Annotated in this window: 24 protein-coding genes; 11 read left to right on the top strand and 13 right to left on the bottom strand. The window is 53.7% G+C overall.

What is annotated here, in order from left to right; genetic code table 11:
- Positions 1–535 precede the first annotated feature (535 nt).
- Entirely contained in the window at positions 536–739 is a 204-nt protein-coding gene (locus JUJ53_RS04940; RefSeq protein ID WP_204150870.1) for a hypothetical protein, read from the bottom strand.
- Between the two features lie 677 nt (positions 740–1,416).
- On the opposite strand from JUJ53_RS04940, the gene serA reads away from it, so the two are divergent.
- From serA to glsA, 3 genes are all read left to right on the top strand, one after another.
- Positions 1,417–3,009 (top strand): phosphoglycerate dehydrogenase, encoded by a 1,593-nt coding sequence (gene serA, locus JUJ53_RS04935; RefSeq protein WP_204150869.1) that lies wholly within the window; start codon positions 1,417–1,419, stop codon positions 3,007–3,009.
- 229 nt (positions 3,010–3,238) lie between these two features.
- On the top strand, positions 3,239–4,147 hold the full coding sequence (prmA, locus tag JUJ53_RS04930) for a 50S ribosomal protein L11 methyltransferase (protein ID WP_204150868.1): 909 nt from the start codon (positions 3,239–3,241) through the stop codon (positions 4,145–4,147).
- Positions 4,148–4,266: 119 nt separating this feature from the next.
- On the top strand, positions 4,267–5,178 hold the full coding sequence (gene glsA / locus JUJ53_RS04925; RefSeq protein ID WP_343327889.1) for a glutaminase A: 912 nt from the start codon (positions 4,267–4,269) through the stop codon (positions 5,176–5,178).
- Positions 5,179–5,308: 130 nt separating this feature from the next.
- On the opposite strand, the gene JUJ53_RS04920 is transcribed toward glsA, so the two are convergent.
- From JUJ53_RS04920 to JUJ53_RS04910, 3 genes are all read right to left on the bottom strand, one after another.
- The gene (locus JUJ53_RS04920; protein ID WP_204150867.1) at positions 5,309–7,087 is read right to left on the bottom strand and encodes a DMT family transporter; all 1,779 of its coding nucleotides are present in this window, start codon (positions 7,085–7,087) and stop codon (positions 5,309–5,311) included.
- 698 nt (positions 7,088–7,785) lie between these two features.
- The gene (locus JUJ53_RS04915) at positions 7,786–8,556 is read right to left on the bottom strand and encodes a pentapeptide repeat-containing protein (RefSeq protein ID WP_204150866.1); all 771 of its coding nucleotides are present in this window, start codon (positions 8,554–8,556) and stop codon (positions 7,786–7,788) included.
- A gap of 374 nt (positions 8,557–8,930) precedes the next feature.
- Positions 8,931–9,188: a hypothetical protein gene (locus JUJ53_RS04910; RefSeq protein WP_204150865.1), complete on the bottom strand. Its 258-nt coding sequence runs from the start codon at positions 9,186–9,188 to the stop codon at positions 8,931–8,933.
- Positions 9,189–9,610: 422 nt separating this feature from the next.
- On the opposite strand from JUJ53_RS04910, the gene JUJ53_RS04905 reads away from it, so the two are divergent.
- The 3 genes from JUJ53_RS04905 to JUJ53_RS04895 all read left to right on the top strand — a co-directional run bounded on the left by JUJ53_RS04905 (position 9,611) and on the right by JUJ53_RS04895 (position 13,335).
- Positions 9,611–11,050, top strand: a complete 1,440-nt coding sequence (locus JUJ53_RS04905) for a nucleoside transporter C-terminal domain-containing protein (protein WP_204150864.1) — start codon at positions 9,611–9,613, stop codon at positions 11,048–11,050.
- A 36-nt stretch (positions 11,051–11,086) separates the two neighbouring features.
- Complete coding sequence (locus tag JUJ53_RS04900) at positions 11,087–11,833, top strand: hypothetical protein (protein WP_204150863.1); 747 nt, start codon at positions 11,087–11,089, stop codon at positions 11,831–11,833.
- A gap of 314 nt (positions 11,834–12,147) precedes the next feature.
- Positions 12,148–13,335 (top strand): DUF3747 domain-containing protein, encoded by a 1,188-nt coding sequence (locus JUJ53_RS04895; protein ID WP_204150862.1) that lies wholly within the window; start codon positions 12,148–12,150, stop codon positions 13,333–13,335.
- A 428-nt stretch (positions 13,336–13,763) separates the two neighbouring features.
- On the opposite strand, the gene JUJ53_RS04890 is transcribed toward JUJ53_RS04895, so the two are convergent.
- Entirely contained in the window at positions 13,764–14,636 is an 873-nt protein-coding gene (locus JUJ53_RS04890) for a phosphatidate cytidylyltransferase (protein ID WP_204150861.1), read from the bottom strand.
- Between the two features lie 411 nt (positions 14,637–15,047).
- Between JUJ53_RS04890 and JUJ53_RS04885 the strand changes: the two genes are divergently transcribed.
- Together JUJ53_RS04885 and JUJ53_RS04880 are read left to right on the top strand one after the other, a co-directional pair.
- Positions 15,048–15,743, top strand: coding sequence for a response regulator transcription factor NblR (locus tag JUJ53_RS04885; RefSeq protein ID WP_204150860.1), 696 nt, complete (start codon positions 15,048–15,050; stop codon positions 15,741–15,743).
- A gap of 249 nt (positions 15,744–15,992) precedes the next feature.
- On the top strand, positions 15,993–16,553 hold the full coding sequence (locus JUJ53_RS04880) for a DUF192 domain-containing protein (RefSeq protein WP_239124779.1): 561 nt from the start codon (positions 15,993–15,995) through the stop codon (positions 16,551–16,553).
- A 6-nt stretch (positions 16,554–16,559) separates the two neighbouring features.
- Here the strand turns inward: JUJ53_RS04880 and JUJ53_RS04875 are convergent, their stop codons facing one another.
- Positions 16,560–17,135 carry a thioredoxin family protein gene (locus JUJ53_RS04875; RefSeq protein WP_204150859.1) on the bottom strand — a complete coding sequence of 192 codons (576 nt, stop codon included), beginning with the start codon at positions 17,133–17,135 and terminating at the stop codon, positions 16,560–16,562.
- A gap of 127 nt (positions 17,136–17,262) precedes the next feature.
- Between JUJ53_RS04875 and JUJ53_RS04870 the strand changes: the two genes are divergently transcribed.
- Entirely contained in the window at positions 17,263–17,685 is a 423-nt protein-coding gene (locus JUJ53_RS04870) for a DUF1824 family protein (protein WP_204150858.1), read from the top strand.
- A 55-nt stretch (positions 17,686–17,740) separates the two neighbouring features.
- Here JUJ53_RS04870 and JUJ53_RS04865 read toward each other — a convergent pair whose 3' ends face one another.
- From JUJ53_RS04865 to JUJ53_RS04855, 3 genes are all read right to left on the bottom strand, one after another.
- Complete coding sequence (locus tag JUJ53_RS04865; protein WP_204150857.1) at positions 17,741–18,037, bottom strand: DUF3143 domain-containing protein; 297 nt, start codon at positions 18,035–18,037, stop codon at positions 17,741–17,743.
- 82 nt (positions 18,038–18,119) lie between these two features.
- Positions 18,120–18,743, bottom strand: coding sequence for a J domain-containing protein (locus JUJ53_RS04860; protein ID WP_204150856.1), 624 nt, complete (start codon positions 18,741–18,743; stop codon positions 18,120–18,122).
- Positions 18,744–18,893: 150 nt separating this feature from the next.
- Positions 18,894–19,736 (bottom strand): hypothetical protein, encoded by an 843-nt coding sequence (locus JUJ53_RS04855; protein ID WP_204150855.1) that lies wholly within the window; start codon positions 19,734–19,736, stop codon positions 18,894–18,896.
- Between the two features lie 309 nt (positions 19,737–20,045).
- Between JUJ53_RS04855 and JUJ53_RS04850 the strand changes: the two genes are divergently transcribed.
- Positions 20,046–21,161: an FAD-dependent oxidoreductase gene (locus JUJ53_RS04850; protein WP_204150854.1), complete on the top strand. Its 1,116-nt coding sequence runs from the start codon at positions 20,046–20,048 to the stop codon at positions 21,159–21,161.
- Positions 21,162–21,317: 156 nt separating this feature from the next.
- On the opposite strand, the gene JUJ53_RS04845 is transcribed toward JUJ53_RS04850, so the two are convergent.
- A complete protein-coding gene (locus JUJ53_RS04845) occupies positions 21,318–21,506 on the bottom strand; it encodes a hypothetical protein (RefSeq protein WP_204150853.1) in 189 nt (62 codons plus the stop codon).
- 389 nt (positions 21,507–21,895) lie between these two features.
- On the opposite strand from JUJ53_RS04845, the gene JUJ53_RS04840 reads away from it, so the two are divergent.
- Entirely contained in the window at positions 21,896–22,672 is a 777-nt protein-coding gene (locus JUJ53_RS04840) for an MBL fold metallo-hydrolase (protein WP_204150852.1), read from the top strand.
- Here JUJ53_RS04840 and JUJ53_RS04835 read toward each other — a convergent pair.
- Genes JUJ53_RS04835 through JUJ53_RS04825 form a run of 3 tightly spaced genes read right to left on the bottom strand, consistent with a single transcriptional unit; the run spans position 22,669 to position 25,797 of the window.
- On the bottom strand, positions 22,669–22,839 hold the full coding sequence (locus tag JUJ53_RS04835; protein ID WP_204150851.1) for a type II toxin-antitoxin system HicB family antitoxin: 171 nt from the start codon (positions 22,837–22,839) through the stop codon (positions 22,669–22,671). The two genes, JUJ53_RS04840 and JUJ53_RS04835, sit on opposite strands and share 4 nt — an antisense overlap.
- A 28-nt stretch (positions 22,840–22,867) precedes the next feature.
- Positions 22,868–24,445, bottom strand: coding sequence for a tetratricopeptide repeat protein (locus JUJ53_RS04830; protein ID WP_204150850.1), 1,578 nt, complete (start codon positions 24,443–24,445; stop codon positions 22,868–22,870).
- Positions 24,442–25,797: a P-loop NTPase fold protein gene (locus JUJ53_RS04825; protein ID WP_204150849.1), complete on the bottom strand. Its 1,356-nt coding sequence runs from the start codon at positions 25,795–25,797 to the stop codon at positions 24,442–24,444. The genes JUJ53_RS04830 and JUJ53_RS04825 overlap by 4 nt, the downstream gene beginning before the upstream one ends.
- Positions 25,798–25,841 lie beyond the last annotated feature (44 nt).

Genomic DNA, 25,841 nt, shown 5'->3' with positions numbered 1-25,841 from the left:
TGGATCAACTAACACTGGAGCAGGTTGCATCAGTTTCTGCCTACGACTTTATCCTGGAAGCACTGTTCTATGCCGCCTCACATTGAACTGGTATTAGTTCTAATCCCAATCTGGTTAATTCTAACTTTCAGAAAGACATCAGAAACTGCGTACTTTGGCTACAATATAGTCTTAAGGCTTTAGATGAATGTGAAATCGAGCTTAGGTACCTTGCTAGTGACTATAAGCAAGGAGGTTCTGGTTTTGATTCATACAGAGCAGCATTGTCTCAGATAAAAGTTCACCCTGAGCTTTTGCGGATTTCAGGATCATCTCAGATTTTAGAGAATTACGTTAACAGCTTAACTAGGCAACTTGAAGCTGCTTTAGTTCGAAAGCAATAGCTCAATCGTACTTGATCTCTTCAAAAACCAAATTAATGGAGATTCATTAAGTGTAGCGCAATGAAGTGATGCTAGTATTTGGGCACTTCATTGACACTACATTTTGAATCTTACGATTGTCAGCGTATAAAGATTTTAATCAAGCGATTTTTTCATTTCTCATAGGGAGGAGATGGAGGAGATCCTCTGCCCATTGATGCGTTGATTGTATTTTCTAAGTCCCTAAGATTCTGAATAACATCTTCTCTTTCAGAAGAAGTAAATTTAGACTTGTGCTTTTCAACCAATTTCTTGAGCTTATCAATTGCATTCAGAGTGGATTGCATAATTGCTTTAACCGTTGATGGGTTTTGCATAAAGCATTCTCCTAGGTGATGTAAGCAACTTTTATGGCTTTTAATGCTCCCTATCCCAATCGTAGATTTGGGATCCATTAAAGTCACTTCCATCAAATAGGACACCTGATTCATGCAGCAGGTTTGATGCTTAAAGACACACTTAATTTTGAGTTACGCCTATTAACTAGGCTTGACATTCGCCACTATAGTACGCTTGAACTACAATAGCAAGTATCCATCTTGTGATGATTTTTGATGAGTGGAGTCTAGGTGCGTACTCGGTGTTGTGCGATAGTACAGGCGATCGCTCCTCGCTGGGTTGAGCGCTGAAGTTTTGATCTCTAGTAATGAGAGAGAAAGTATGGAAACTTGCTGAAACGCTGCTTCCTGTGGCAGGGATCGAGCGATCGCCCGTTGTCTGTACTATAGAAAACTCTCTGAATTCGGTTTAGAAGCTGGACAAAACCCAGTAGAATTGACACTTGGGCGATTTCTAGTTGTTGTCTGCTCCCACAGTGCCACGAGATTTTTGCACCATTCAGACTGATGTGCAGCCGCATAGGGTCTTGAGTGGTTTTTGCCCTCGCTGCTCCCATAGTGCTCCTGTATGCCTCAGTCGCCACTCCGTATTTAAGCAAAGTGGTGCGATCGCTCCACTTTGAGGTTGTTTGTGTTACTCAACATATCTGCTGATCATGCCAAAGGTTCTCGTTTCTGATCCGATTGATAAAGTCGGAATTGATATTTTGTCCCAGGTCGCTCAGGTTGATGTCAAAACCAAGCTATCGGTTGATGAGCTGATTCACTGCATTCCAGAGTACGACGCCCTGATGATCCGGTCGGGTACCCGCGTGACGAAAGAGGTGATTGAGGCAGGATCTCAGCTCAAAATCATCGGTCGGGCTGGGGTCGGCGTTGATAACGTAGACGTGCAAGCGGCTACTCGGCGCGGGATCATCGTTGTCAATTCCCCCGAAGGCAATACCGTTGCCGCTGCAGAACATGCAGTAGCCATGATGTTGTCCCTGTCTCGCCATATCCCTGATGCCAACCAATCCCTGAAGGCAAACCAGTGGGATCGCAAGCGGTTCACTGGGGTTGAGGTCTATAAGAAAACCTTAGGGGTTGTGGGGCTCGGTAAAATTGGCTCCCACGTTGCCACGATCGCCCGGGCTATGGGTATGCGCCTGTTGGCCTACGATCCGTTCCTGTCTATGGAGCGGGCGGAGCAAATTGGCTGCCAGTTGGTGGAGCTAGATTTACTGATCCAAGACTCTGACTACATCACCCTACATTTGCCCAAGACGCCCGAAACCTATCATCTCATCAATGCAGAGATGCTAAATAAGATGAAACCCACAGCCCGCCTCATCAACTGCGCTCGCGGCGGTATCATTGATGAGCTGGCGTTGGCGGAAGCTCTGAAGCAGGGCAAGATTGCCGGGGCGGCGCTGGATGTCTATGAAGAGGAACCCTTGGGTGATTCGCCGTTGCGGGATCTGGGGACTGAGGTCATTCTGACGCCACACCTAGGTGCATCCACGGAAGAAGCTCAGGTGAACGTGGCTATTGACGTGGCCGAGCAAATTCGGGATGTGCTGCTGGGGCTGCCGGCGCGATCGGCGGTGAATATTCCTGGCCTGCGCCCTGATCTCTTGGAAAAACTGCGCCCCTACTTGGCCTTGGCGGAAACCTTGGGCAACTTGGTCAGCCAAATGGCTGGCGGACGCATCGAGTCCCTCAATATTCGCTTGCAGGGTGATCTAGCGGTCAACGAAAGTCAGCCCTTGGTGATTGCGGCCCTTAAGGGGTTGCTCTCCCATGCGCTGCAGGAGCGGGTGAACTATGTGAACGCCACCATCGAAGCCAAGGAACGGGGAATTCACGTCATCGAAACCCGAGATGCCTCGGTGAAAGACTACACGGGATCGTTGATGCTGGAAGCTAAGGGTTCCATGGGCAGCCATTCCGTCACCGGCGTGATTTTGGGCGACGGCGAAATCCGGATCACCAACATTGATGGCTTCCCGGTAAATGTGCCGCCCAATCGCTATATGCTGTTCACCCTGCACCGCGATATGCCGGGCATTATTGGCAAAATTGGATCCCTCTTGGGTAGTTTCAATGTCAATATTGCCAGTATGCAGGTGGGACGGAAGATTGTCCGTGGTGATGCGGTGATGGTCTTGAGCATTGATGATCCCCTGCCGGATGGAATTTTGGCAGAGATCACCAAGGTGCCAGGCATTCGTGAGGCCTACACCGTGGCCTTGGGTGCCAATACCTAGACCTCAGAGCGATCGCTCTCTAGCTTGGCTCAGATGGGCGGCAGAGCGATCGCTGCTTCGGTCGGGTGGGCTGGGATCCCTGCGGTGATATGTCGGTGAGCCCCAATCATTAAGATCGGCCACAGGATTAGACCTAAGGGTTGAATTACCCCCTACTCTGTGAGGTGGGTTCTGAGCATCATCATAGGGTAGAGGGCAGTTTCATCGTCCAATATGAGGGACAGTTGTCTTGGTCAATAGCTGGTGGGAAATTCAAGTTTTATGCGATGCAAATGCCGAGGAGCTAGTCTTCTGGCGGCTGGAAAAGTTTGGGTGCCGAGGTACGTCTAGTGAGACCAACGGCAGCAACTGTTTGATGAAAGCCTATTTGCCTCAGTTTGAAGCCCAGCTTTTAGATCTGTCGGCGCTGTCCATTTGGCTGCAGCAGGATGCTACCTTTACCGGTTTGCCCACGCCCACGGTGCGCTGGCAACTGATTGATGAAGAAGACTGGGCCAGCAGTTGGAAAACCTACTGGCATCCCCAAGAAATTGGCGATCGCCTCTTAATCAATCCATCCTGGATAGAGCCACCCACCAACAGCGATCGCCTGATTCTCAAGCTAGACCCTGGGGCCGCCTTTGGCACCGGTGCCCATGCCACCACTCAGCTTTGCTTAGAAGCGCTGGAAATGCGCTTGGGCGCTACCGCCACCACGCCCGAAGGTGGCGATAATTTGGTGATTGCTGATATCGGCTGCGGGTCGGGCATCCTGTCGATTGCGGCGGCTTTGATGGGAGCTGCCCATATCTACGCGGTCGATACCGATCCCCTGGCCGTACGCTCAACGCGCACCAATCGAGATATGAACCATATTTCCAAACATCAGTTGATGGTGCAAAAGGGCAGTTTGTCGGACTTGCTTGCCCAATTGACGGAGCCAGTGGACGGCATTTTATGCAACATCTTGGCCGAGGTGATTCTCGACTTGATTCCCATGATGGGGGACATTGCTAAGCCAAGTACCTGGGGGGTGCTCAGTGGATTGCTGATTGAGCAAGCGAAGCCCGTGGCCGATACCCTAGAGCAACATGGTTGGATTGTGGCCACGCTTTGGCGGCGCAAAGACTGGTGTTGTCTGAACATTCGCCGCTCGTAGATCCAGGTTTCCCTGCTCCTCAAATCTTGATGAGAAGAGGGTTGGGCGGAGTCGAAACCCGGCCAGCTTCCGTGAATTGAGTCCACCTACTTAGCAAAACCAATTAGGAAAGGGCAACTGTGATTCCATTAGATTTGGTTTCGGTAGATGCGCTTGAGTCTTTGGCAAACAACGCCCAGCAGCATACGCAGTCGGGGCAATTACCCACCTATATTCCCGCGTTGGGCCAGGCAAATCCCGATGGATTTTCCGTTCACCTGTTGACGATTACGGGGCAGACCATACAAGTAGGCGATCGCCCCCTGCCATTTGCGTTGATGAGTGTGATGAAGCCATTTATCTTGCTCTATGCCCTAGAGCAGGTTGGCGCAGAATCGGTGCTGCGCAGTGTGGGCATTCAGCCCTCCGACCATGCCTACAATTCCCTGGCCCAGCTCGAAGCCGATCGGGGCTTTCCACGTAATCCTATGATCAACAGCGGAGCGATCGCCCTCTGCAGTCGTTTGCCAGGAGCCACGCCCCATGAACGCTGTCATCGCCTTTGCCAATGGCTGAATGACCAGGCCCAGACCCATCTGACGTTGGATGAAACGATTCTGGCCTCTGTCCGCGATCGCCCCAATGAACAGAACCAAGCGATCGCCCGTTATTTGGATGTGACGGATCATCTAGCGACCTCCGCCGCCGAGGCGCTGGATGTGTATGAACAGCTTTGCTGTCTGTCGGGCACGGTGTCTGACCTAGCCCAGTTGGGTTTGCTGCTGGTGGCGGGAGCGATCGCCCCTCGCCATCGCCAACTGGTCACCGCCTTGATGATGACCTGCGGGTTATACCAGTATTCTGGACGGTTTGCCGTGGAGGTGGGTCTGCCTGCCAAGTCGGGGGTGAGCGGTGCGGTGCTGGCCTTGGTGCCTCGTCAGGGAGCGATCGCTTGCTACAGTCCACCCTTAGATGCGATCGGCAACTCGGCAGCCAGCATTTGGTTCCTGCGCCAGTTAGCTGCCCAAGCAGATCTGAATGTGTTTGGCTAGAAAGATTGAACTAATACTCTGAGGCGGAAGTGACCCGCCTATTGGCTGAGGCGGGAAACCTCATATGTCCTGGATTCTTTTTCGTTCTTCTGTTTTCGTTCTTCTGTCTTCCGGTACTGGGAGGATGGGGTTAGGATTTTTTGGGGCGTTGCATCACCATCTTTTCAAAGTTCATGGCCGTCACCCCAATCGTGACAATCAAGACCCCAATAATTTGCACCGTGGCCAAGGCCGTGCGGGGCCCCGGCGTAATCACAAAGGCCAGGAGAGCCGTTAACACCGGCCCGCTGGACGCAATAATCGACGCCCGCGCCGCCCCCATGTAGCGCACGCCATAGTTGTTCATCAAGTAGCCCACCAAGGTCAAGGCTCCCAGGACAAAACCGCTGGCCAAGAGTCCTGCCCGCCCTTGGGGATTGAGGGACAGGCCATAGTCAAACCCTGTGATGGGACTGGTGAGCGGTAGCAGAATCAGGCTGAGGCAAGTCAAGACAAAAATGGTGAAAAACTGGATGACGCTAACCGGCACCGGATGCAGTTTCCGGAAGCTAATCTGCATGGCAATGAGGTAAAAGGCGAAGGCAATGCCGGAAATAATCGCCGTGCCAATGCCCCAGATCGATAGTTCACCCGTGCCGACCAGTCGTGGCCAACTGGTGAGAACAACGCCTAGGAAAATGGCGATCATGACTACAACACGCAGCCAGCTAGGGCGATCGCCAAAAAATATCCAGGCTAGGGGTGCGGTAATAATGGGGTACATGAATAGAATCGTCACGGCGACGCCTGGCCCCACACCGGCAATGGAAATATAGATTAAGACCTGCGACAGGAAGAGGAAGAAGCCGCTGCCTACGACGCTACGCATCAAGCCATAGTCTTGGGAGAGGCAAAAGCCCTTAATTTCGCTCCAGGTTTTGGGGTAGATGACCATGGCAATCAACGTCATCAACGGCACCACAATCAACATGCGAATCAGCAGCACCAGGATCGAGTTGCCTAGGCTAGACAGGCTAATAAATCCGCCTAGAGACCAGATGTTGAAAATGCTGCTTTCGTTGCCAATGATGCCCACCACCACGTTGTGGAGCGACAGCGCCAGGGTAGACCCCAGCACCATAATCAGGCCCAGTTGGAACGAGGAAAGCGCTTGGGACGGTGGCGATGGAGCAGGAGCCGCCATCGGGGCCGGGGAGCCGTTACGATAGGCGGTTGCCACAGAACCCTCTGGAGGCGGAGATGGGCTCCAAGAGCTGGGTGAAGATCCCATATAGCCATTTTGGTCGGCAGGACGCACCTGCGATCGCCGCACTTCGTCTTGAAGCTGTTGATTGAGACGGCTCACCAGCACTTCTAAAATCGCTTCTCCCTGCTGCTGCATCGTTTGCATCCGATTGAGCTGTTGGGATAGGGAGCTTTGATAGCTGCTGAGGTCACGCTTGACGGAGGTGAGCGTCTGGTTGAGGCTAGCATCTAAGGAGTTGAGTACTCGATAGGTAGCGTCATCCTGGCCCACGGGTGCAGTGGGGCGATCGGCTAAGGTGGGCGCTGGCTCAGAGCGATCGGGCTCTTGGTGCATCTCGCCCAGGCGATGTACCATCAAGGTTTGCAGATGATCGGCGATCGCTTGCGCCATTTGCGAAGCCCAAATTTGCTGCTGAGCAATTTGCTGCTGGGAGAGCGTGGTCTCTTGATGGGTGGTCAAGTCTTGCCGTTGAGACTGCAGCGCGTCAATATCGTTCATCAGCTTTGACTTCTCGGTCTGAAGTCGGCTTACATCTTGGCTCAGTTGAACCACTAAGCTTTGCTGTAGCTGCTGCAAATCTTGGCTCATCTTGGCCAAAACTTGCTCAGGGTGATGACCCTGGTCTGAATCAGAAGTATTCGGTAGATTGTTCAGCGACTCCATCCGTATGCAACCTCTAGCACGGCGGTTAATGCGTGATGATCAAATGAATGATGATATCGGTGTGGCTTAAAGCACTTCGACCTTATATTAATAACGTCTTCAAGAGAGACGGGCAACTGACTAACTTAGCAGTCATGAATCTTTAACTAGTTCACCCGACTTAGGGCAGGTATGGTTGTTATCTCGTTATACATCGTGGGGCGATCGCTGCCCAAGACAGTGCCACCTGAGGCTGCAAGCTATCAACCCTAGAATTCAACGATCAGGTTGATTTGATGCACCGCACCATACATCTCACCTGCTCTGTGATCCTAGCCTTAGGGTATGGATGCCCTTGGTTTTCATGGGTTTTAGGTTTGCACCAGAGGCTAGTCTGTCCATCATTGCAGATAGCACCGTTGACAAAGTATAGAAGACTGCCAGCAAGAATGAGTGATTCTTGAAGAATCTATTCTCGTTATTTTAGCCGGATCGTCACCCAAGCTTCTTGCTCAACCTAGGATTCCATCTCTTCTAATGAGAACGGTGAGCGATCGCTTCCATAGACTGCACATAGACAGCATATGGACTGCGTCTGGTTCTGACCATGATCATTCCTACAGCCTTCATAACGCGAATGTTTGGGCGTGAACGAGCGCTAGGCGGCGGTTTCCTGATGAAAATAGTTTCCTGATGAAAAATTGTATAGATATGATCGGTTACACCGATGTGTTGACCGTCAGATCCATCGGCACCTGGGTGGCCCCCCGCAGATCAATCTGCCGGAGATCGACGCCAGTAAACGTCGCGTTGAGGAGATTGGCTCCCACCAAGGATGCCTCAGATAGGTCAGCTTGGCTGAAGTCGGCTTGCTCTAGCTCACTGAGGTTGAAAATCGTGGCGCGACAGAGTGCTTGGACTAGGGTGACAAAGGCTAGATTGGCTCCACTTAAATTCGCTGCTTGCAAATTTGCCTGGTTGAGATTGGCATGGCTCAGATTGGCCCAGCGGAGATGGGCTGTTGCCAAATTAGCGGCACTGAAGTCAGCATAGCGAAGGTCAGCGGCGCTCAAATTAGCATCACTGAGATTGGCACGCTGAAAGTTAGATTGTCTTAAATCCGTATGACCCAAGTTGCAGCCCACTAAACAGGCTTCACTAAAGATTGCCTCTCGCAGTACCGCTTCACTGAGATTTGCGCCCCGCAGGTTGGCATTGCTGACGTAGGCTTCGCCTAGGTAGACCTCACTGAGGTTGGCGTCTGTGAGATTGGCATCGCTCAAAATCACCCGACCGAGGTCAGCCCGAGATAGATTGGCTTGGCTGAGATTGGCGTTGCTGAAATCCGTTTGGCTGAGATTAGCCCGCTGGAGCTGAATGCCTTGAAGATCCGCGTCGGATAGATCGACATAGGCCGGATAGGTACCTCGCCAGTGGTTCCATACGTCTACGCCCTGCTTCAGTAGCGCTAAGTGTTCTGCATTGGCCATGGCTAAAGTTCCTTCACACGAGCATCTCACTGAGGATTGGCAAGCAGGAGCGACGACGGCTACGGAGGGAGGCTCATGGTCAAGTAGACCCGAAAACGTCGAGTAGACCCAAAGATGATGGGCTCCTGCATCTCAATCTGTGCTTGCTTATTCCAGGATGGAATCGCCCTGTCCGGACTATTGCAGACCGGGCGATCGCTCAATTGCTTGGCCCCTAATCTGTAGAGTACCCAAGGGAGCTGTCCTTGATCGCTCTAGTACCTGAGGCGTCAGTAACCCGCCTATGGGCTGAGACGGGAACCCTGGCGTGTCCTGGACTTCCTTTTCGTTTTTCTATCTTCGTTTTTCTGTCTTCGTTCTTCTGTCTTGCAGTACTAGGGCTCGTCCCCATCTTTTTTCTGCCAATCCTGAGGCGGGCGATCGCTACTCCAGGCCCACCAAGCTTGACCGCATTCACAATCATAAAACTCTTGCCACTTACGGCGATAGTCATCGCTGATCACGGGAGCGCGGCGGTTAATCCATACATGGTTGGCCTGCTGTGATGATGCGCCGCAGCGAGGACAGCAAAAAGACAGGGCATGAATGGCTGGTTCAGTCCATTGAGGCGGCGTCGGGTCAAAAGCATCCATGAATTAGCGAGCTGGAAGTATGGGTGATCATGCTGGCTATACCCTGTGTTTCGGGGCGATCGCTTGGGTCAAAGGCTTGGATACAGGGGCACCTGGTTCGACTCATCGGTGGGAGCAGAGTCGGCGGAAAGACTGCCTTTAGCTTATCAGGTCTACTCGCATCTGGACGTTGGGGAGCGATCGCTACTAGTCTTTACCGCTCTAGACACCGGGGTGGAGGGCAGGCGTAACCATGAGGGGATGGATCCACGTTCTGCACCCAAAGATGCTGCGGTCTAGATTGCAAAAAAACGCAAACTTTCTGCCGTGCAACGTCAAGAAATCATACTATGATTCCCTAGAGTCAACGTCGAAGGGCGGTGGCGATCGCTGCATTCATCCTCTGCAGCAGCCTGCGAATTATCGTGGAGTCAGTCAAACCTGTGAACCTTCTCCTTAATCTCATTTCATTAGTCGGGATTTTTGTTCTTTGCTTCATTGCTTGGCTTGGCTCCGAACACCGCCGAGTGATTCAATGGAACGTTTTAATTGTTGGGATTACGCTGCAATTGTTGGTGGGCATCCTGGTCTTCGGAGTAGGCAGCTACTTGATTGATGGCATCAACAACATTATTAACCCCATTCTCGATGCCTCGGAAGCTGGCGCTAAGTTTCTCTTTGGTGGGCCAACATCCATCCTGGCTGTAGATCCCGTCGCCAATCCGGGGCCGGGGCCTGCCGGTCGCTGGATTGCGCGGGCGGTGGGGGATGCCTATGTGGCCATTCCAGGCGATCGCCTTAGCCCAGATACCTTAAACCCAGGCTTCTCCTATGTGCTAGCCTTTCGAGCATTACCCCAGGTGATCTTTTTTGCGGCGCTGGTTGCTCTGCTCTATCGGCTCAATATCATTCAGCCCGTGGTGCGGGTGTTTGCCTGGGTGTTCAAACGCACCATGAACATTAGTGGCGCGGAGGCTTTAGCGGGAGCAGCCAATATTTTTGTCGGCATCGAATCAGCGATCGCCGTCAAGCCCTTCTTGCCGAAAATGACCCGCAGTGAACTCTGCGCCATTCTCACCAGTTGTTTTGGATCCATTGCTTCATCGGTCTTAGGACTCTATGCCGGATTTTTGCGGGGCAGCTTTCCCGACATTGCTGGGCATTTGGTCTCAGCCTCAATTTTGACCATTCCCGCCTGCTTTGTGATTTCCAAGCTGCTGGTGCCCGAAATAGGCGAACCCGAGACCATGGGGCATGTGCCTGATGATGTGACAGAAGGGAACCCGGAGAACCGGCCGTCCCCGGTGGATAGCTTGATCATTGGAGCCCTAGATGGGGTGAAGATGGCCGTGGGGATTGCAGCGGTTTTGATTGCTATTCTTGGCGTCATCGCGCTGTTTAACGCTCCCTTCAACCAAATCGCCGTGTGGATCGATGGCGCAGACGTTAACCCCCTGCTGTCCGAATTCCTGCAGCAGCCGTTGCGCAACCTGATGGCGATGCTCTTCCTGCCTCTCACCTTCTTAACGGGAGTGGCGCTAGATTGGCAAAACCTTTGGCTGGCATCCACTCTCATTGGGCAACGGCTCTTTGAAACCAACATTCCCCCCTACCTAGCCCTCAATGGATTATCCCAATCGGGAGCCATTAGCGATCGCTCCCTGTTAATTGTGAGCTACGTGCTCTGCGGGTTTGCCCACTTTGCGTCCTACGGCATCTTTGTGGGAGGTCTGTCGGCGCTGGTGCCAGAGCGGCGCTCCGAAATCTCTGCCCTAGGCTTCAAGGCTCTCTGGGGCGCGACTCTCGCCACCTTAATGACCGGCTGTGTTGCAGGGGTGTTCTTCGGTCTACTGGGCGAACCCACCAGTATCATTGGTCGCTAATCATCTCGTTCTGTCCTACTGCGTCATCTCTACCCTATGAAACGTACCCAATGGTTCATTGGTTTAATTGGTCTTACGGCTGCTGTGATGATTCTGCTGCAGGGACAGCCGTGGTATCTGCCCGTCTATGCCCAAGATCCAGCGCCTGCTACACCGGAGGCCGTCTCAGAAGAGGCACCGGCGGCTGAGGAAGTCCCAGAAGCGGCTGGCGAAGCTCCGGCACCGGTGGCTGAGGAGGGAGCGGCTGACGAATCTCCAGAAGCAGCGACTCCGGCAACAGCGGCTGAGGAACCTCCGGCTAGTCCTGAAGCCACCACCTCGCCAGCTCCTAGCTTGGCGTTAGCAGAAGAGGGTTATCAAGATCCAGGCCAGCGCTTTCAGGTGGGTCTCTTGGCAGACTATACCCAAACCATGCTGGCGGGGGTGCCCATTTTTGAATCCCCCGATCGCACCCTGGCCTACACGGTCGCCCTGCGTCCCCGTGCCGCTGATGTGAACTTGAATGCAGGAGCCCTATCTCAGGTGGCGATCGATACCTTCCGTACTGGGGAAGGGTTGCAGGTCGGTGCTTTTGAGCCAGTCACCGATGGAGCCCGCCTGCCCTGGACTGGAACGCTCACCATGGGCCGCAATACTCAGCCCATGCAGGGGGTGATGCTGGCGCGGCAGGTGCCAGGGCGGGTGTTGTTGCTGTTGATTGCGGCTACAGCGGAAGCGGCAGACCAGGTAGAGGCCGTTTATGCCACCCTTGAACCCACGCTGACAGCCCCAGACCCTGCCTGAGGAAGACCTGTAGGTCTACCCCACAGGTTCCATACCACAGGACAGATGGCCAACTGGCCCCCGATCGCCCCTTGGAGGAGATGATGCTCTCCCTGAGGGGCGATCGCTTGTTAGCCCTTTATCTGTAAGGGTTTGAGTGCTATGGGTCTAGAGCAATAACAGTTCTGACCAAGATGGCGATCTGGCCCAGTTGAAAAAGCCGACCGATCGCCCCCCCCAACCCCTAGGCAGCTAGATGATGATGAATTCATCGCAAGAGACACCAACGTTCTTGCCCATCCAAAGAATCTCGTCTATCTGTTAAGGAGTCATCTATGAAATCGTTCCTCCACCGCATCGCTGCCCTGACCGCTGCTGCTACTACCATCTCCGTGAGCGCGTTCTCAGCTATCCCAGCGATCGCCTCCAGCCCCTTCGGTCAGCAAGACGTTGATCAAAACAAATTTGTCGCCGTGGCATCCCCCATTGGCGGCGGCAGTTCTCACCAGCTTTTGATCCTCGAACAAGTCTCCAATTCCCGAAGCTGCTGGAATGAAGTGGGTAATGCTCCCGTTGAAATCGATCCCCTCTTGCTGAGCTTTGATTTCACCGGCATCTGCGGTCGCAGCACGGATAGTAATGGCTACTCCATTCGCATGAATGGTGAAGACCTAGGAACCCAGTACAGCCTACGGGTCACCCGCAAGGATGGCGAAATGGTTTTGGTAGGCGTTCCCTTCCGAGGTCAGGGTGAAACCCTGGAAATTGGTCGCTCCAACGGTGTCACCAATAACTTCGCCAAACTGAGCCTTGATGATGGCTGGCGGTTCACCAAGCGCACCTATGACGGACGCACCCTGGGTCATGTGTACCTCACCTATGATGATGGTGGCGCTGCGCCCGATCCCAATCCCGGTGGCGACTCTAGCTTCCGCGACATTGCCAACGATATCTATGCTCAGGAAATCAATACCGCTGTGTCCATGGGCTTCATTGCCGGATTCATGGAAGACAACACCTTCCGCCCCCAAGCCCAACTGACGCGGGAACAACTGGTCTCCATGGTGCTAGAGTCGCTGCAAACCTTGCCCGACGTGGAAATGGAACTGCCTACGGCTACCTCCCGTAACCCCTTCCCCGATGTGGCATCCTCTCGCTGGAGCGCAGCGAAGATCCAGTTTGCCCAACAAAGCGGCATCGTCACCGGCTATCAAGATGGCAACTTCCGCCCGACCCAAGCCGTGACCCGCGCAGAACTGATGGCGGTGCTCCGGCGCGCTGCAGAATATGCTCAGACCCTCCAAGGTCAGCCTACGACGTTGCCAGGTAATCAAGCGTCGTTCAACTTCACTGACATTAATGGCCATTGGGCCAACCCCCTGATTAGCCAAATGTCTACCTACTGCGGCGTTGCCTCGCCCTTGAACGAGCGGGGAAGCAACTTTGCACCGGATAGCGCTGCTCAACGGAACTATGCTGCTGCTGCTACTCTCCGGATGTTGGAGTGTTCGACTGAGCAATAGAGAAGTGGAGGGCGATCGCTCTCCCTAGATAGGATGGATGCTCTGTTAGTCCAGTTCTGTTAAGCCTGTTTCGCAGACGATTAGATTCTATGGATTTGGGGTTGGATGACTGGGTCGTCCAACCCCTTCTTCATGGTGGATAAGGGTTCTGTCTATAGAGTTTTCTACTCATAGAGTTTTCTACTCATAACGTCATCGAACTCAGGTTTGTATCAAGGATCGCTAAATGTTGCAGATCATCACGGATTATCAAGAAAGACGTTGTTATGAATAGTTCTTTATCGTGGATTGACTATGGTGTAGGTATCTTAGTTCAATACCGTCAGTCACCCTTTTATCAAGACTGGCTTATCAAAACGCCTGCCCAGGATGCGATCGCATCCTGGGTTTTTAAATGGCATAGGTTTAGACAAGCGAACGTCTTAGCCCTAGCGTGTATAGCCCAAGAGAGGTAGTAGCAGGGTGACAAAATGGTAGACCAAGGGGGCGGTGAACACATAGCTGTCGGTGCGATCCAAAATGCCGCCATGACCGGGAATGAGCTGCCCGGAGTCTTTGACCCCGGCATCGCGTTTCATCATGGATTCTGTCAGGTCGCCCATTAGGCTGGCTACGCCAATCAGAAGTCCTAGGGCAATTCCCGTGAGCCAAAACGCTGGAAACTCTAGGAGCCTTGCCCCAGCGATCGCCACGAGCATACTGCCGGTGATGCCAAACACAGCCCCCTCGACGGTCTTCTTGGGGCTGAGGTCGGAGAGCCGAGTTTTGCCATAGAGTTTGCCAAACACATAGGCCCCAATATCCGCTGCCCAGATGCAGGCAAAGGTAATCAGCGTCAGGGTTAGCCCTAGGGGGAGATCTTCCAGGGCCCAGCCGTTTTGCGGCCAATCTCCCCAGAGTGGCAAGCTGGCCGCGTTGCTTTCCAGCGATCGCAGTCGTACCCAATAACTGGGGAGATAGCCGCCATAAAATAAGCCCATGACCGACGTGGCAATGTCAGCGATCGTGGCAAATTTGGGTTGGAAGAGGAGATAAAAGCAAATCACGGTGCCTGCGACGGGCATGACAGCATCGGCTAGCTCTGAGGAAAAAGTAGCGACGACTAGCATGGTGAGGCTAGCAATCAATGTCGTTTTGGCAGCAGGCGCGATGCTTTTAGCCCGAGCGAGCTGGAAGTATTCTTGTAGACCGAGGTAAACAATGATGCCAAACCCAGCCGTGAAATACCATCCACCCAAAAAGATCATCCCAAGAGCCAGGATAATCGCAACAATTGCACTGAGGAGGCGGGCTATCGACATAGATATTACACAACGCGGCTCTGAAGGATGAGTGAACTAGGGTATACCAAAAGAGCCTTGGGCTGAAAGTTTTCGAGATCTGTGGGTGGCCAACCAAACCGACCTTGCGGGTGACAGAACGATATGGGCCCAGGCCATAGCTGGTGAAGCAAGAACTAAGCATTAAGGGTTCGCAGCACTCTCAGCTTCATCACCACGGTCGATCGATCCAAGAATCAGCTATCCTGATGGCACTGACCATCCTGATTGCACCAACCATCGTTAGAATGATGGCGGGTTATCAGTGTGGTGATCCATCGCAATGATAAAGTAAGACTCGCTGGAGACCTTCAGTTTCAGCAGCTTTTGTCTTTTTAGCGTAACGTAACCCTCTTAATAGTGGAGCTGCTCTACCGCGTGAGCGACATCGGGATGAACTTAACGATCGCTGATCAACCCCCTCGAATCCTACTGGTTGAGACAGATGATGTTCTGGCTCAGCAGATTGGCCTCGACCTCCAAGAAGCTGGCTATGAACCGGCGATCGCCCGTAATGCGATGGTCGGTCTTCAGCAGGTCAAAGAGTTTCAGCCAGCTTTGATTGTGGTGGATCGAATGCTCTCCAATGAATCGGGCATAGAACTTTGTGAGCAATTGCGGGCTTCCGGTAGCCGCATTCCCATTGTCTTGATGATGGTGCGCGAGTCGGTGGAAGATCGGGTGGCTTGCCTGGCTGCTGGAGCCGATGACTATTTCCTCAAACCCTACCGCGTGGATGATTTTCTGCGGCTCATCCGGTTCTACCTTCAGCCGGACACGCCCAATGCAGAGCAGCTACGCTTTGGGGATTTGATTTTGGATCTATCCACCCGTCAAGCTATTCGGGGCGATCGCACCATTGACTTGACGATGAAGGAATTTGAGCTGCTCAAGTTTCTCATGGAACATCCAAGGGATGTACTGACGCGGGAGCAAATCCTTGAAAATGTTTGGGGGTATGACTTCGTGGGTGAATCGAATGTCATTGAGGTGTATGTGCGCTACCTGCGCCTCAAGATTGAACATGATGGCGATAAGCGGCTGATTCAAACCGTGCGCGGGGTTGGGTATGTGCTGCGTGAAACCTAAGGTTCGCGTTAGCCGTCTGCTGAACTACACCTGTTCCCTCATGGTTGACCAAGGGTTGAGCATGGATGAAATAATGGGTCGCGTCTATCCCGGTGGATAGCGATCGAAATCCCGACACAAACAACTTGTCCAATTAGTGCGGGTGGAGTGTAGATCCAAGCGAATAGGGGAATGGAGCCAGTTTGGGCCACCGCGATCGCTTGAGATCTCAACCACTGCCTAGCGTTGATGTACTTAAAACTGCAAGCTATGGTTTACTCTGCTTCTGCGATCGCCCTCATGATCAGCCTCAGTATCATGAGCATGGGCTGTGCGGCTCCCTCGACGGCTGAGTCCACTCCTGCAAGCAAACCGCCCGTGACCGTTTCTTCTCCCGATACAGCACCGCCCTCTGAGACATCCCAGAGTCCTGAGCTTAACGACCAGGCCCAATCCTTGCCGATTACCGCCACGGCCCTGATTGCTGGGGAGGTGATTGAGCTGGAAGTGGCCCAAACTCCAGACCAGCAAGCCCTAGGTTTGATGTATCGCACCAGCCTGCCCGACGACCGGGGGATGCTGTTTCCCTTCGATCGCCCTCGGTTTACGCGGTTTTGGATGCGGAATGTTGAGATTTCCCTGGATATGATTTTCCTGGCTGGGGATGAGGTGGTGGCGATCGCCCAGGATGTGCCGCCCTGTCGAGAGGCCGTCTGCCCCACCTACGGCCCCGATACCCAAGTCACCCAGGTGATTGAGCTGCGCGGCGGCCGGGCGGAAGAGCTGGGTCTAGACGTGGGCGATCGCATCTCCATTACGCCCGTACCCTAAAACTATCTACGTGGGCGATACGACCTGACTGCCGTGGCTGCGGGGATCATCGTTGCTGGATGGTGCCACGGTGCGAGTTTCCACATCCGAAACACGACCCCGGCCTTGCAGGTAGGGCAAGGGGCCGCCTTCGATTAGCGCATCGAGATTCGCAGCCATCACCGGCCGCGGCTGTTCACCAATGGTGCTGGCGATCGCTTCCCCCTGAGGGTCGAGAAAGACAAAATGGGGAATGCCGTCCACTTGATAGTGCAGCATTTCCGGCAGCCATTTGGTATTGTCTACGTTCAGCATGACAAAGTTGAGGCGATCGCTGTAGGTCTGCTTGAGCGTTCCCATGTCGCCGGCCATGGCTTGGCACGAGGTACACCAGTTCGCGTAAAACTCCACCAGCGTTGGCTTGCCGTTGGTCAACGCCAGGTCTAGGGGAACCGATGCTTCGGCAAGGGCAGCCAGGGAGGTTCCCGTAGACTTGGTTTGAATACCTAAAAAGACCGAGACCGACAGCGCTACGGCGACGAGCACAACCACTAAGTTGCGCAGGCGGGTCATGGAGGTGGAGCTAGAATCCGAGTTGGTCATAGATTTTTATCGCTAATACGTTGAGCAGGGATGCTCTTGTTTTATTGTGAAGACAAGGCCGGGCTGAATCAAGGCAGCCGCACCCGGCACCATGCAAGCTGCTTGACCCAAGAGGAGAGCGATCGCTATGATCCAAACCAATTCTGAGAACCTATCCCTAGAGCAGGCTCAAGCCATGCTCCAGCAGTTTGACTACGATCGCTCTGACCCCGTCGCCAGCACGCCCCAACAGGTGCAGGCAGCCCTCAAGCAGGTGGCGCAGCACAGCGACTATCAAATCTTAGGTATCTGTGCCGACCATCTAGATCAGGGTAGGACAGCCCTCGTCGCCTACGCAACGGCCCTAGGCTATCCCGTTCAGCCCGATGGCTTAACGGCCATCGACGGCCCTGTCTACATCAAGTTCAATCCCAAAACTGGTCTGCTCTACAGCGATCGCTATGTTGGCGATCACCGGGGTGTACTCGTGTCCTGCCAATCTGCCTATGCGGAAGGACTGAACGAGATGTATGGGCATTTGCCGTTAGACCTATTTTCCGCGACGGCGTAGTCATCCCTAGAGATCCTGTCTTGGAAACTGTCCTTGGAGACTATCCTAGGACTGTCTAGGCATCTTGCTTGGATGTAGTCAGCGGATCGGAAAAGATCACCTCCTCCAAGTCTTGCCGGGTTAGGGAATATTTGAAGGAGCGCTGAATATCTTCTCCATCCTCGCTGGCGTTTAGATAGCGAACCACCAGGGAATCGACCTCCATGGTGATCTCGGCCTGCCAATCGGGCGTATGCAACGACCAGCAATGTAGGTTGGTGACATCTTGCTGACAGCCTTTGGAGGCAAGCCACTGCTCAATATCGGGTAATGGATGGTTATATAACGGTGTGTCTGTAGACGGTAATGTCATGGCATGACCTATCGCTAGGGTAAACGGCAAATCAGAGCTATCCCCGGCGCGGAGGGGAAGTGTATACAATTGTATCGAACTGTCACTCTCCCAACCCCGATCGCTCAGGCTGCAACCCTGCTGGCTGGGGCGACAGGTCAAATGCTGGGGGAGCTGTAGAGAGCGGATCGGTAGACGACGGTAGATTGGTAGACAGTGATGGAGCTGGGACGGTGAGGGTGGGTTGGGTCTGCACCACAGGCACCGGAGTTTGGAGGGTGACTTCTCCCCGAGTCAGGCCCACAGCGATCGCCAGCAGCACACAGCCAATAAAGGTCACCGTCAAAATCAACAGGGCAAACAGCTCCCCGGCAGAGAGGGGGCGATCGATGGGATCGAGGTAGGCAGACGACTTGCGGAAGGCGGCCGTTTCGGAGAGAGACGGCTGGGGACGCATCACGGATACCCGAGAATAGCCCATCTTCATGTCGTAGGTGAGGCGGCGATCGGGACTGCTTAGGGTGGCGTAGGCTTCGTTGAGGTCTTGAAACTTGGCCGTTGCGATCGCTGCCGGTAGGGTTGTTGTGTCTGGATGATAGAGCTTACTGAGATCTCGGTAGGCTTGGCGAATGGCTTGGGGGGAGGCCGACGGATCGGTGCCCAACAGTTGGTAGTAGTTGAGCGCAGTGGCGGGGGTAGATTGTTGGGCAGAATGACCAGTCGTCACAACCGTGTCTCTCTCACAGGATGATCTATGAAAACGTAACGGCTAAGTAACGGCTTAAACCCCTCAGCGTTAGCCGGCCTACTGAGCTATTCTAGCGATCGCTTAGCCGTCAAGAAACCCCCTAGGGTTGGTTTTGGGATCCGTCAGGGCTCAGGCGGTGCCAAAACAGTCGGCTCGGGTTAGGCGAATTTGGGCCAGGGTAAAGACGACGGGAATGATGCGTCCGTAGTTAGTGGCGATCGCCCGCCAGCCTAGATCGGCGAAGAACCAAGCCCACATGGCGGGGCCAAGCACGGCTAAGACGCTGCGCACCGCTGTGTAGCGAGCCGTGTTGAGGACAATGCCTCGGGTGGCGGTTTGCATGGCGGCGCGGGCCTGAATTTGGGTGGCGATCGCCACCCCACCTTTGGCGATCGCCTGCTGAGCAACTTGATAGGTGGCCATGTGGATGGCAATTTGGCGGGCTAGCTGCTGCAAGACCAGCGGACGCACTACGGCGCTGAGGGCAAGGGCACTGCTTCCCTTCAGCAGCACGCCCATGGGATTCTGCTGCAGGTTGGCAGGCAGGGGCTGAGCAAATTGTAGTTGGGAGAGCGATCGCTGCATCCGCTGATTGAGCTGGCGGCGTTCGTCAGCGTTCATGCTTTTGCAGGCCCGCTGCAGTAAATGGAGAAAAATTTCGGATTCTAGGTCGAGGGTGGAGAAATCTTGAGAGTAGGGAATTTTCAGGTATCGACAGACTTGGATGAGCACTTGCCGGTAGCTGACTTGGGCAGACTGACCACGAATCACCGTCACACCATCCGCTGCTAGGAAGCGAAAGCGTTCTTCTACGCTATCTAGCCAGGTCAAGCGATCTTGACTTTGCACATCGATGGGATCGGGCGCACAGAGATAGTCCAGCGGGTTAAGCTGACGGTGGAAAAGAACGTTGGTTAACCCCGAGAGTTCTTCATCCGTTGCTAATTCTAGAGCGGTTCTCAATTCATCCACGCAAGCATCCTCCAACCAGCAGTAAACCTACACCAACAAGCGGTCTTCCCGGTCTGCCTGGCCCATCCACGTCATGTGAGTCAGGATTACCAAGGACGAGGCGATCGCCCTAGGATTGTTTTCAGTCTACCAAGGTCGGCTCAAGTTCTGCCGATCTCCCAGGGGTCAAATGGGTCAAATCTAGTCATGTCTAAACGAAGGCTGGGTAACCTGTCCTGATCTGCTTGGGTGCCATGCCCGGCAGACAGCAGACGCACCGGTAAAAGACGCGGTAATCTAAACGTCAGTGCATTAAGCGATAGTGAGCGTATGGCAACGATTGGAGTGGTAGGCGCAGGAATAGCGGGTTTGGTATGTGCGCAGGCACTCCAGCAGTACGGGCATCAGGTTGTGGTTTATGAAAAGTCTCGCGGTGTGGGAGGACGCATGGCCACAAGGCGTCTGGCTAGCACCTGTGCTGACCACGGCGTTCGCTACCTGGAGCCAGAGGGGGAAGCCCTACGCTACCTCTTGGGAGTGCTCCATGATCACCATGTGGTGCGAGCTTGGCGGGGGGCGATCGCTCAAATGTTGTCGGATGGAAGCTGCCATTTTCTGGCTCCTAGCCGTCGTTATATCGCCCGAGAGGGTGTGAATGCGGTTGCCAAATGGCTGGCCGTGGGGCTAGATATTCGCCGCCAACATCGGGTGACCGCGATCGCCCCGGTGGCCAAGCAGGGCTGGCAGATCACGTTTGAAGACGAGCAACCTGACACTTGGGCCGATGCGCTAGTGCTAGCCATTCCCGCGCCTCAGGCGGTTGACTTGCTGACGCCGTTGACGCCCTTGGGGCTGCCTCTGCCCGTGTTGGATGCCGTGCGAGCGGTGGAGTTTTCCCCCTGCATCAGTGCGATCGCCACCTACAGCCATGAGCAGGGAGAATTTTTAGACTATTCCCAGGCTTGGCACGGCATTCAGTTTGATACCCACCCCGATCTAGCCTGGATTTCCTTTGAAACCAGTAAACGTCCAAGCCTGATACCGGATAAGGCTACCCCGCCGGTGTTTGTCTTTCAAAGCACAGCCGCCTTTGCCGACCAGTACCAAAACGCTCAGGATCTGCAGCCAGCAGGTATGATCCTCGTACAGCAGGCAGCTCAAGCGCTGTACGATTGGCTCGATCAGCCTGTGGATCTCTACGTCCATCGCTGGCGCTATGCCTTTGCTCAGCGACCCTACCCAGGCCCCTACATTGCCACCCAAACCCCGCTGCCGCTCCTCTGTAGTGGCGATTGGTGTGGAGGACAGCAGGTGGGAGGAGCGATCGCCTCGGGCCTGCAGGCGGCAACCTATTTCCAGCAAAAACTGGGAGATACGCCAGCGGCGCTCTCCTTTCATGAGTTGGTACAGGCACTGTGCGATCGCTCCTCAGCGGAATCCGCTTAGATAGGGTTCCAGAATGCGATGCAGCAGGCACGGCCCCTAAAAGCACAAATAGGGTGGGCATTGCCCACCCTACAAGACAGATCAGGTTGCCTGGAACGACTCACCCGATCGGTGTATAGACTTCATGAATCCGGAAGGGATCACGGCTCAGATCGTCTAGTTATTAGACGAACCTTCCGTTTCTTCCGACTCATCCGAGTTGCTCTCGTCATCTCCACCAGACGAACTGTTGTTGCCGTAGCGTCTATTGCGGCTAAAGCGACCGGATGAACGTTTGCGGAACTTACGGGCGTAGGCTTGGTTTCTAAGTGCTTTTTCTTTTTTCGGATTGCGGCGTTTGGCCATTCTAAACCTCGTGAAACAAGTGATCAGGGCGAGAGGAAGTCGCAACTTTTCTCGAAAACCGGGCAGGACGTGACCCCCACGGTTGGCAAATTGTGAGTCTTAGCCATCTTGGGCTAGCTGAAGTCTGAACCTTGCCTGGTGGACAATAGACCATGCCATGAGCACGACCGCACTCAACCGATCCATCACCACAAGACGTCACAAACTGAGGATCATACCATACATGCTGGGGCTAGTTGCGCTCCAGAAACGATGGATTTGGGGGTGTTCTCGGGCGATCGCCAAACAGCTAGCGTCTAGTCCCCCGGTCTACCAGTTTAGATCGCCTCGACCAACACAGCACGTAACAAGTGTTTACAATTAAGGAGTAGACCTATTGGCGAGTTCCCATGCATGTAACCTGGCTAGACAGCAACAGTTGGCTGATTGAACTTGGCGGCAAGCGCATTTTGCTAGACCCCTGGTTGGTGGGCGACTTGGTGTTTGGTGGCGCGACCTGGTTATTTCGCGGGACGCACCCCCAGCCGGTGCCGGTGCCAGAGGATGTCGATGTAATTTTGCTCTCCCAAGGGCTGGAAGACCATGCCCACCCTGCCACCCTAGCTCACCTCAATCACGATTGGCTGGTTGTGGGATCGCCGAATGCGGCTTCGGTGGTTCAGAAAATGGGCTACAGCCAAGTGGTGGCCTTGCCCCACGGCGAGACCTATTGTTTAGACGATCGCTTGGAGATTCGAGCGGTACCCGGATCGCCGATTGGCCCGACCCTGGTGGAAAATGGCTACATTCTGAAGGATCTACAAACGGGGCGATCGCTCTACTATGAGCCCCATGGATTCCACTCGGAGACGCTGAAAGACTTTGCGCCCGTAGATGTGGCGATTACGCCCATGATGAATTTGGAACTGCCGCTACTGGGGCCAATCATCAAGGGACGGGAGAGCGCTTTGCGGGCCGCGGAATGGCTGACGCCGCAAGTCATGCTGCCCACGGCGGCGGCGGGGCAGGTGCAGTATGAGGGCTTGCTGGTGTCGTTTTTGCGGGCGGTGGGCAATACGGATGAGGTGCGATCTGGGCTCCGCGATCGCCATCTGACCACCCAGGTGATCGAACCCCAACCGGGCGATCGCCTAGAACTTCAGCTCCAAACCCAGCCCACGGTTTAGCTCATGGGAGGGTGGCGATCGACCGATAAACAACCTTCGATCGCCTCATAGAGATTCTGCAAAAGCTCCTCAAATGTTTCTCCCTGAGTTGCACAACCCGGAATCGCTGGAACCTCTGCCCAAAATCCCCCTTCTTCTGCCGCGTGAACAACTACTTTGATTTTCATTAATCCTTGCGCCAATAGTGGGTGCTATTCATAGTTGACCTAAAACAATTTGGTTGTGTTCTGCAATGGCGGCTTTGCAATGTTCAACCATGTGGTTAAGCTTTAACGCTTCATAGATAACTAATGCCTGTTGATAGCTCTGCAATGCCTCATCATGCTGATCGAGCTGAACTAGCGCATTGCCCATGTTCAACAGTGAGGCTCCTTCACCGTGGCGATCGCCAATTTCGCGTGTAATTTCTAAGGACTGCTGATAAAAGTCGATCGCCTGCTGGTATTGCCCTAAGGACTGGTAGGCATTCCCCAGATTGCCTAACGAGTTAGCTTCACCGTTACGATCGCCAATTTCATGTGAGATCGCATAGTGTTGCTGATGGAAGTCGATCGCCTGCTGGTATTGCCCTAAGGACTGGTAGGCATTCCCCAGATTGCCTAACGAGTTAGCTTCACCGTGGCGATCGCCAATTTCATGTGAGATCGCATAGTGTTGCTGATGGAAGTCGATCGCCTGCTGGTATTGTCCTAAGGAATCGTAGGCAATCCCCAGATTGCCTAACGAACTAGCTTCACCGTGGCGATCGCCAATCTCGCGTTCAATCGCTAAGGACTGCTGCTGGAAGTTGATTGCCTGCTGGTATTGTCCTAAGGAATCGTAGGCAATCCCCAGATTGCACAACGAGGCAGCTTCGCCGTGGCGATCGCCAATCTCGCGTGCAAGTTCTAAGGACTGCTGATAGAAGGTGATTGCATCAATGAATCTGGATTGAGACTGCAAGAAACTTCCTAGACGGTTGAGGGCAGCCGCTTGAGCCGATTTGCGGTCGAACTGCTGATAGTGGTGAATTGCCGTTTGAAAGGCGGCGATCGCAGCGGTTTGCTCTTGCTCTAGGTTAGTGGCCGTTCCGCTTTCAACTCGATGGGCATAGACCCGCCCAAGTTGGTCGTACAGCGTTGCTAAATTGGGAGACGTTGGCGCGGTGGCTTCTAGCTGTTGAATTTCTGCTTGCAGTTCGTTGAGCGGCGGCAAAAAGTCGTTTGACTGGGGGGTGATCGAGCTAGTGGGTAGGGATGGCTGGGCAACGGTAGAGATGGCGGGTTCTGTTTCTGTAACAAATCGCAGAACAGCTTTGCGCCAGCTCCAAAAGTCGGGGGCGCGACGGCTCATGTCTTTGAGAATGCGATAGGTCACCCACAATACAATCGGATAGCGAAATTCCCGCAGGCCCTCGCGGGTCCACTGCAAGTAGCCAAAAAACTTATCGAGTTCGCTTTGTTTGTCCTCTGGCTTCAGCGTGATCCGCAGCAGTACTTCTGCTCCTGTAATCGTAAAAACGGCTTCCCCGCCCTGCTGAAGATAATCATGCTCATCTTTAAGCTTTGCCAGCGCTGCCCGCACGCTCGGCTCTTGCCCCAGCCTCACCCGATACGGTTGAATCTGGGCTTGCCGTGCTTCTGTTTCATACTGTTCGATGATTCGCTGCCGCAGTAACCAGTCATCACAGGCCACAATAATCGGAGCCAGCCGCCCCTGGCTGTTTTCAATCAGCGAAATCAGTGCTTCATAGGTTGCGGCATTCTGCTCCTGCGCATTAGCCGTGATGGTCATACCAGCACCCCTTCCTGCACTAGCAAATCAAACACGATCGGGTTGAGGTCGTACCATAAGGTCGCGTTGCGATATTCCAGCACATACAGTCCGTGCAACAAATCGAGAAACCGCTGGTTTTCTGCGTCCTGTGGCTTGAACTGTTCATAAATCAATTTCAGCAAATCAAAATCAACCTGTCCCAGGGGTTCTGCATAACCAATCTGCAAATCGGTCAACACAGTATCTAGCACCTGCTGGTCAATGATCACGGGCGGTTTGTCGAAGCGCGATCGCCGAATGCGTCCGCGAAGTTCCTGCATACACAGATCACAGCAGAGATCGACAATCCGAATCAGTTCGCGCAGCACACCGCCACTCTTCAAAATCATTTGCTGCTTCACATCCGGATCGATCAGTTCCGCAGGTAGGCGCTTGTCGAGCACTTCGGTAAACAGGGCAACACAGGCTGCGTCCGGGGTGCAATCCAAGTCTCTCACCACCGCTTTGCTAAAAAACTTCGCCACCCGCATGGTGTGAATCTGCTTCACATAGGCTTCGATACCTCGCTTCAGAGACACCTCTCGCAGTGTTGCGATCGGAATGGTGTAGAGAATTTGAAACCCTGGATCAAGTAAGGGCTGAATATTTTTGCTGAAGATGGATTCGGTGACGCTCAGATCAAGTTTATCTAAGTCATCAATGATCACTAAAACGCGCTTCTTGGTCGCATTGCTGATGTAGGTTTGAATCGCGTTAATTTGAGTGATCAAATCAGAAATCTTGCGGGCAAACTCGGTTGAGATCTCATCTCTCACCACCGAATTGACTTTCAGCGTTGATCGGATCGCCGCCAAAAACTCAGTAATCAGCGGAATGCCGCCTTTGACGCTGGCCTCTCCCCGGGCTTCAATCTCCGCCTCGACGGCTTGAGATTCTGTTTTTGTATGTTTGCCGAGCCAACCATACAGGTTCTTCTTGATGCCCGGTTTCAGCTTGACCTCGGCTTTTTCAGCCGCTTCCAGCATCTGAACCGCCATCGAAAACAGAATATTGACATGATCCACCGCCGATCGCTCGATCGTATCGGCAATCGAAAACATCACGACAAAGTAGCGCCCCGTATCGGTCAGGCGAAATCCCAGTTCCGCTAGCAGCGTTGATTTACCGCAGCCGCGATGTCCGGTAAAAATCAGCTTTTCATCAAGACCTGGAGCATCTTCGATCGCCTGCTCTAACTCGTCAATCAGCTTTGTTTGATAGTCCACACCTAGCCGCTTCAGCTTTTCTTGGGTTACCAACGGCTCAAGCTGAAGATCCTGACTGGCGGCGCGATATCGCTCAAGCTGCTGTTGAAGCTGTTCTAACGTCATAACGAGAACGCGGTGCTGCAAACCGCTGTAGGGCTGAGGATCGT

Origin of the sequence: Leptolyngbya sp. CCY15150, from assembly GCF_016888135.1 — a bacterium.
Taxonomy (GTDB): domain Bacteria; phylum Cyanobacteriota; class Cyanobacteriia; order RECH01; family RECH01; genus RECH01.
This window is presented reverse-complemented; position numbering and strand designations above follow the sequence as displayed.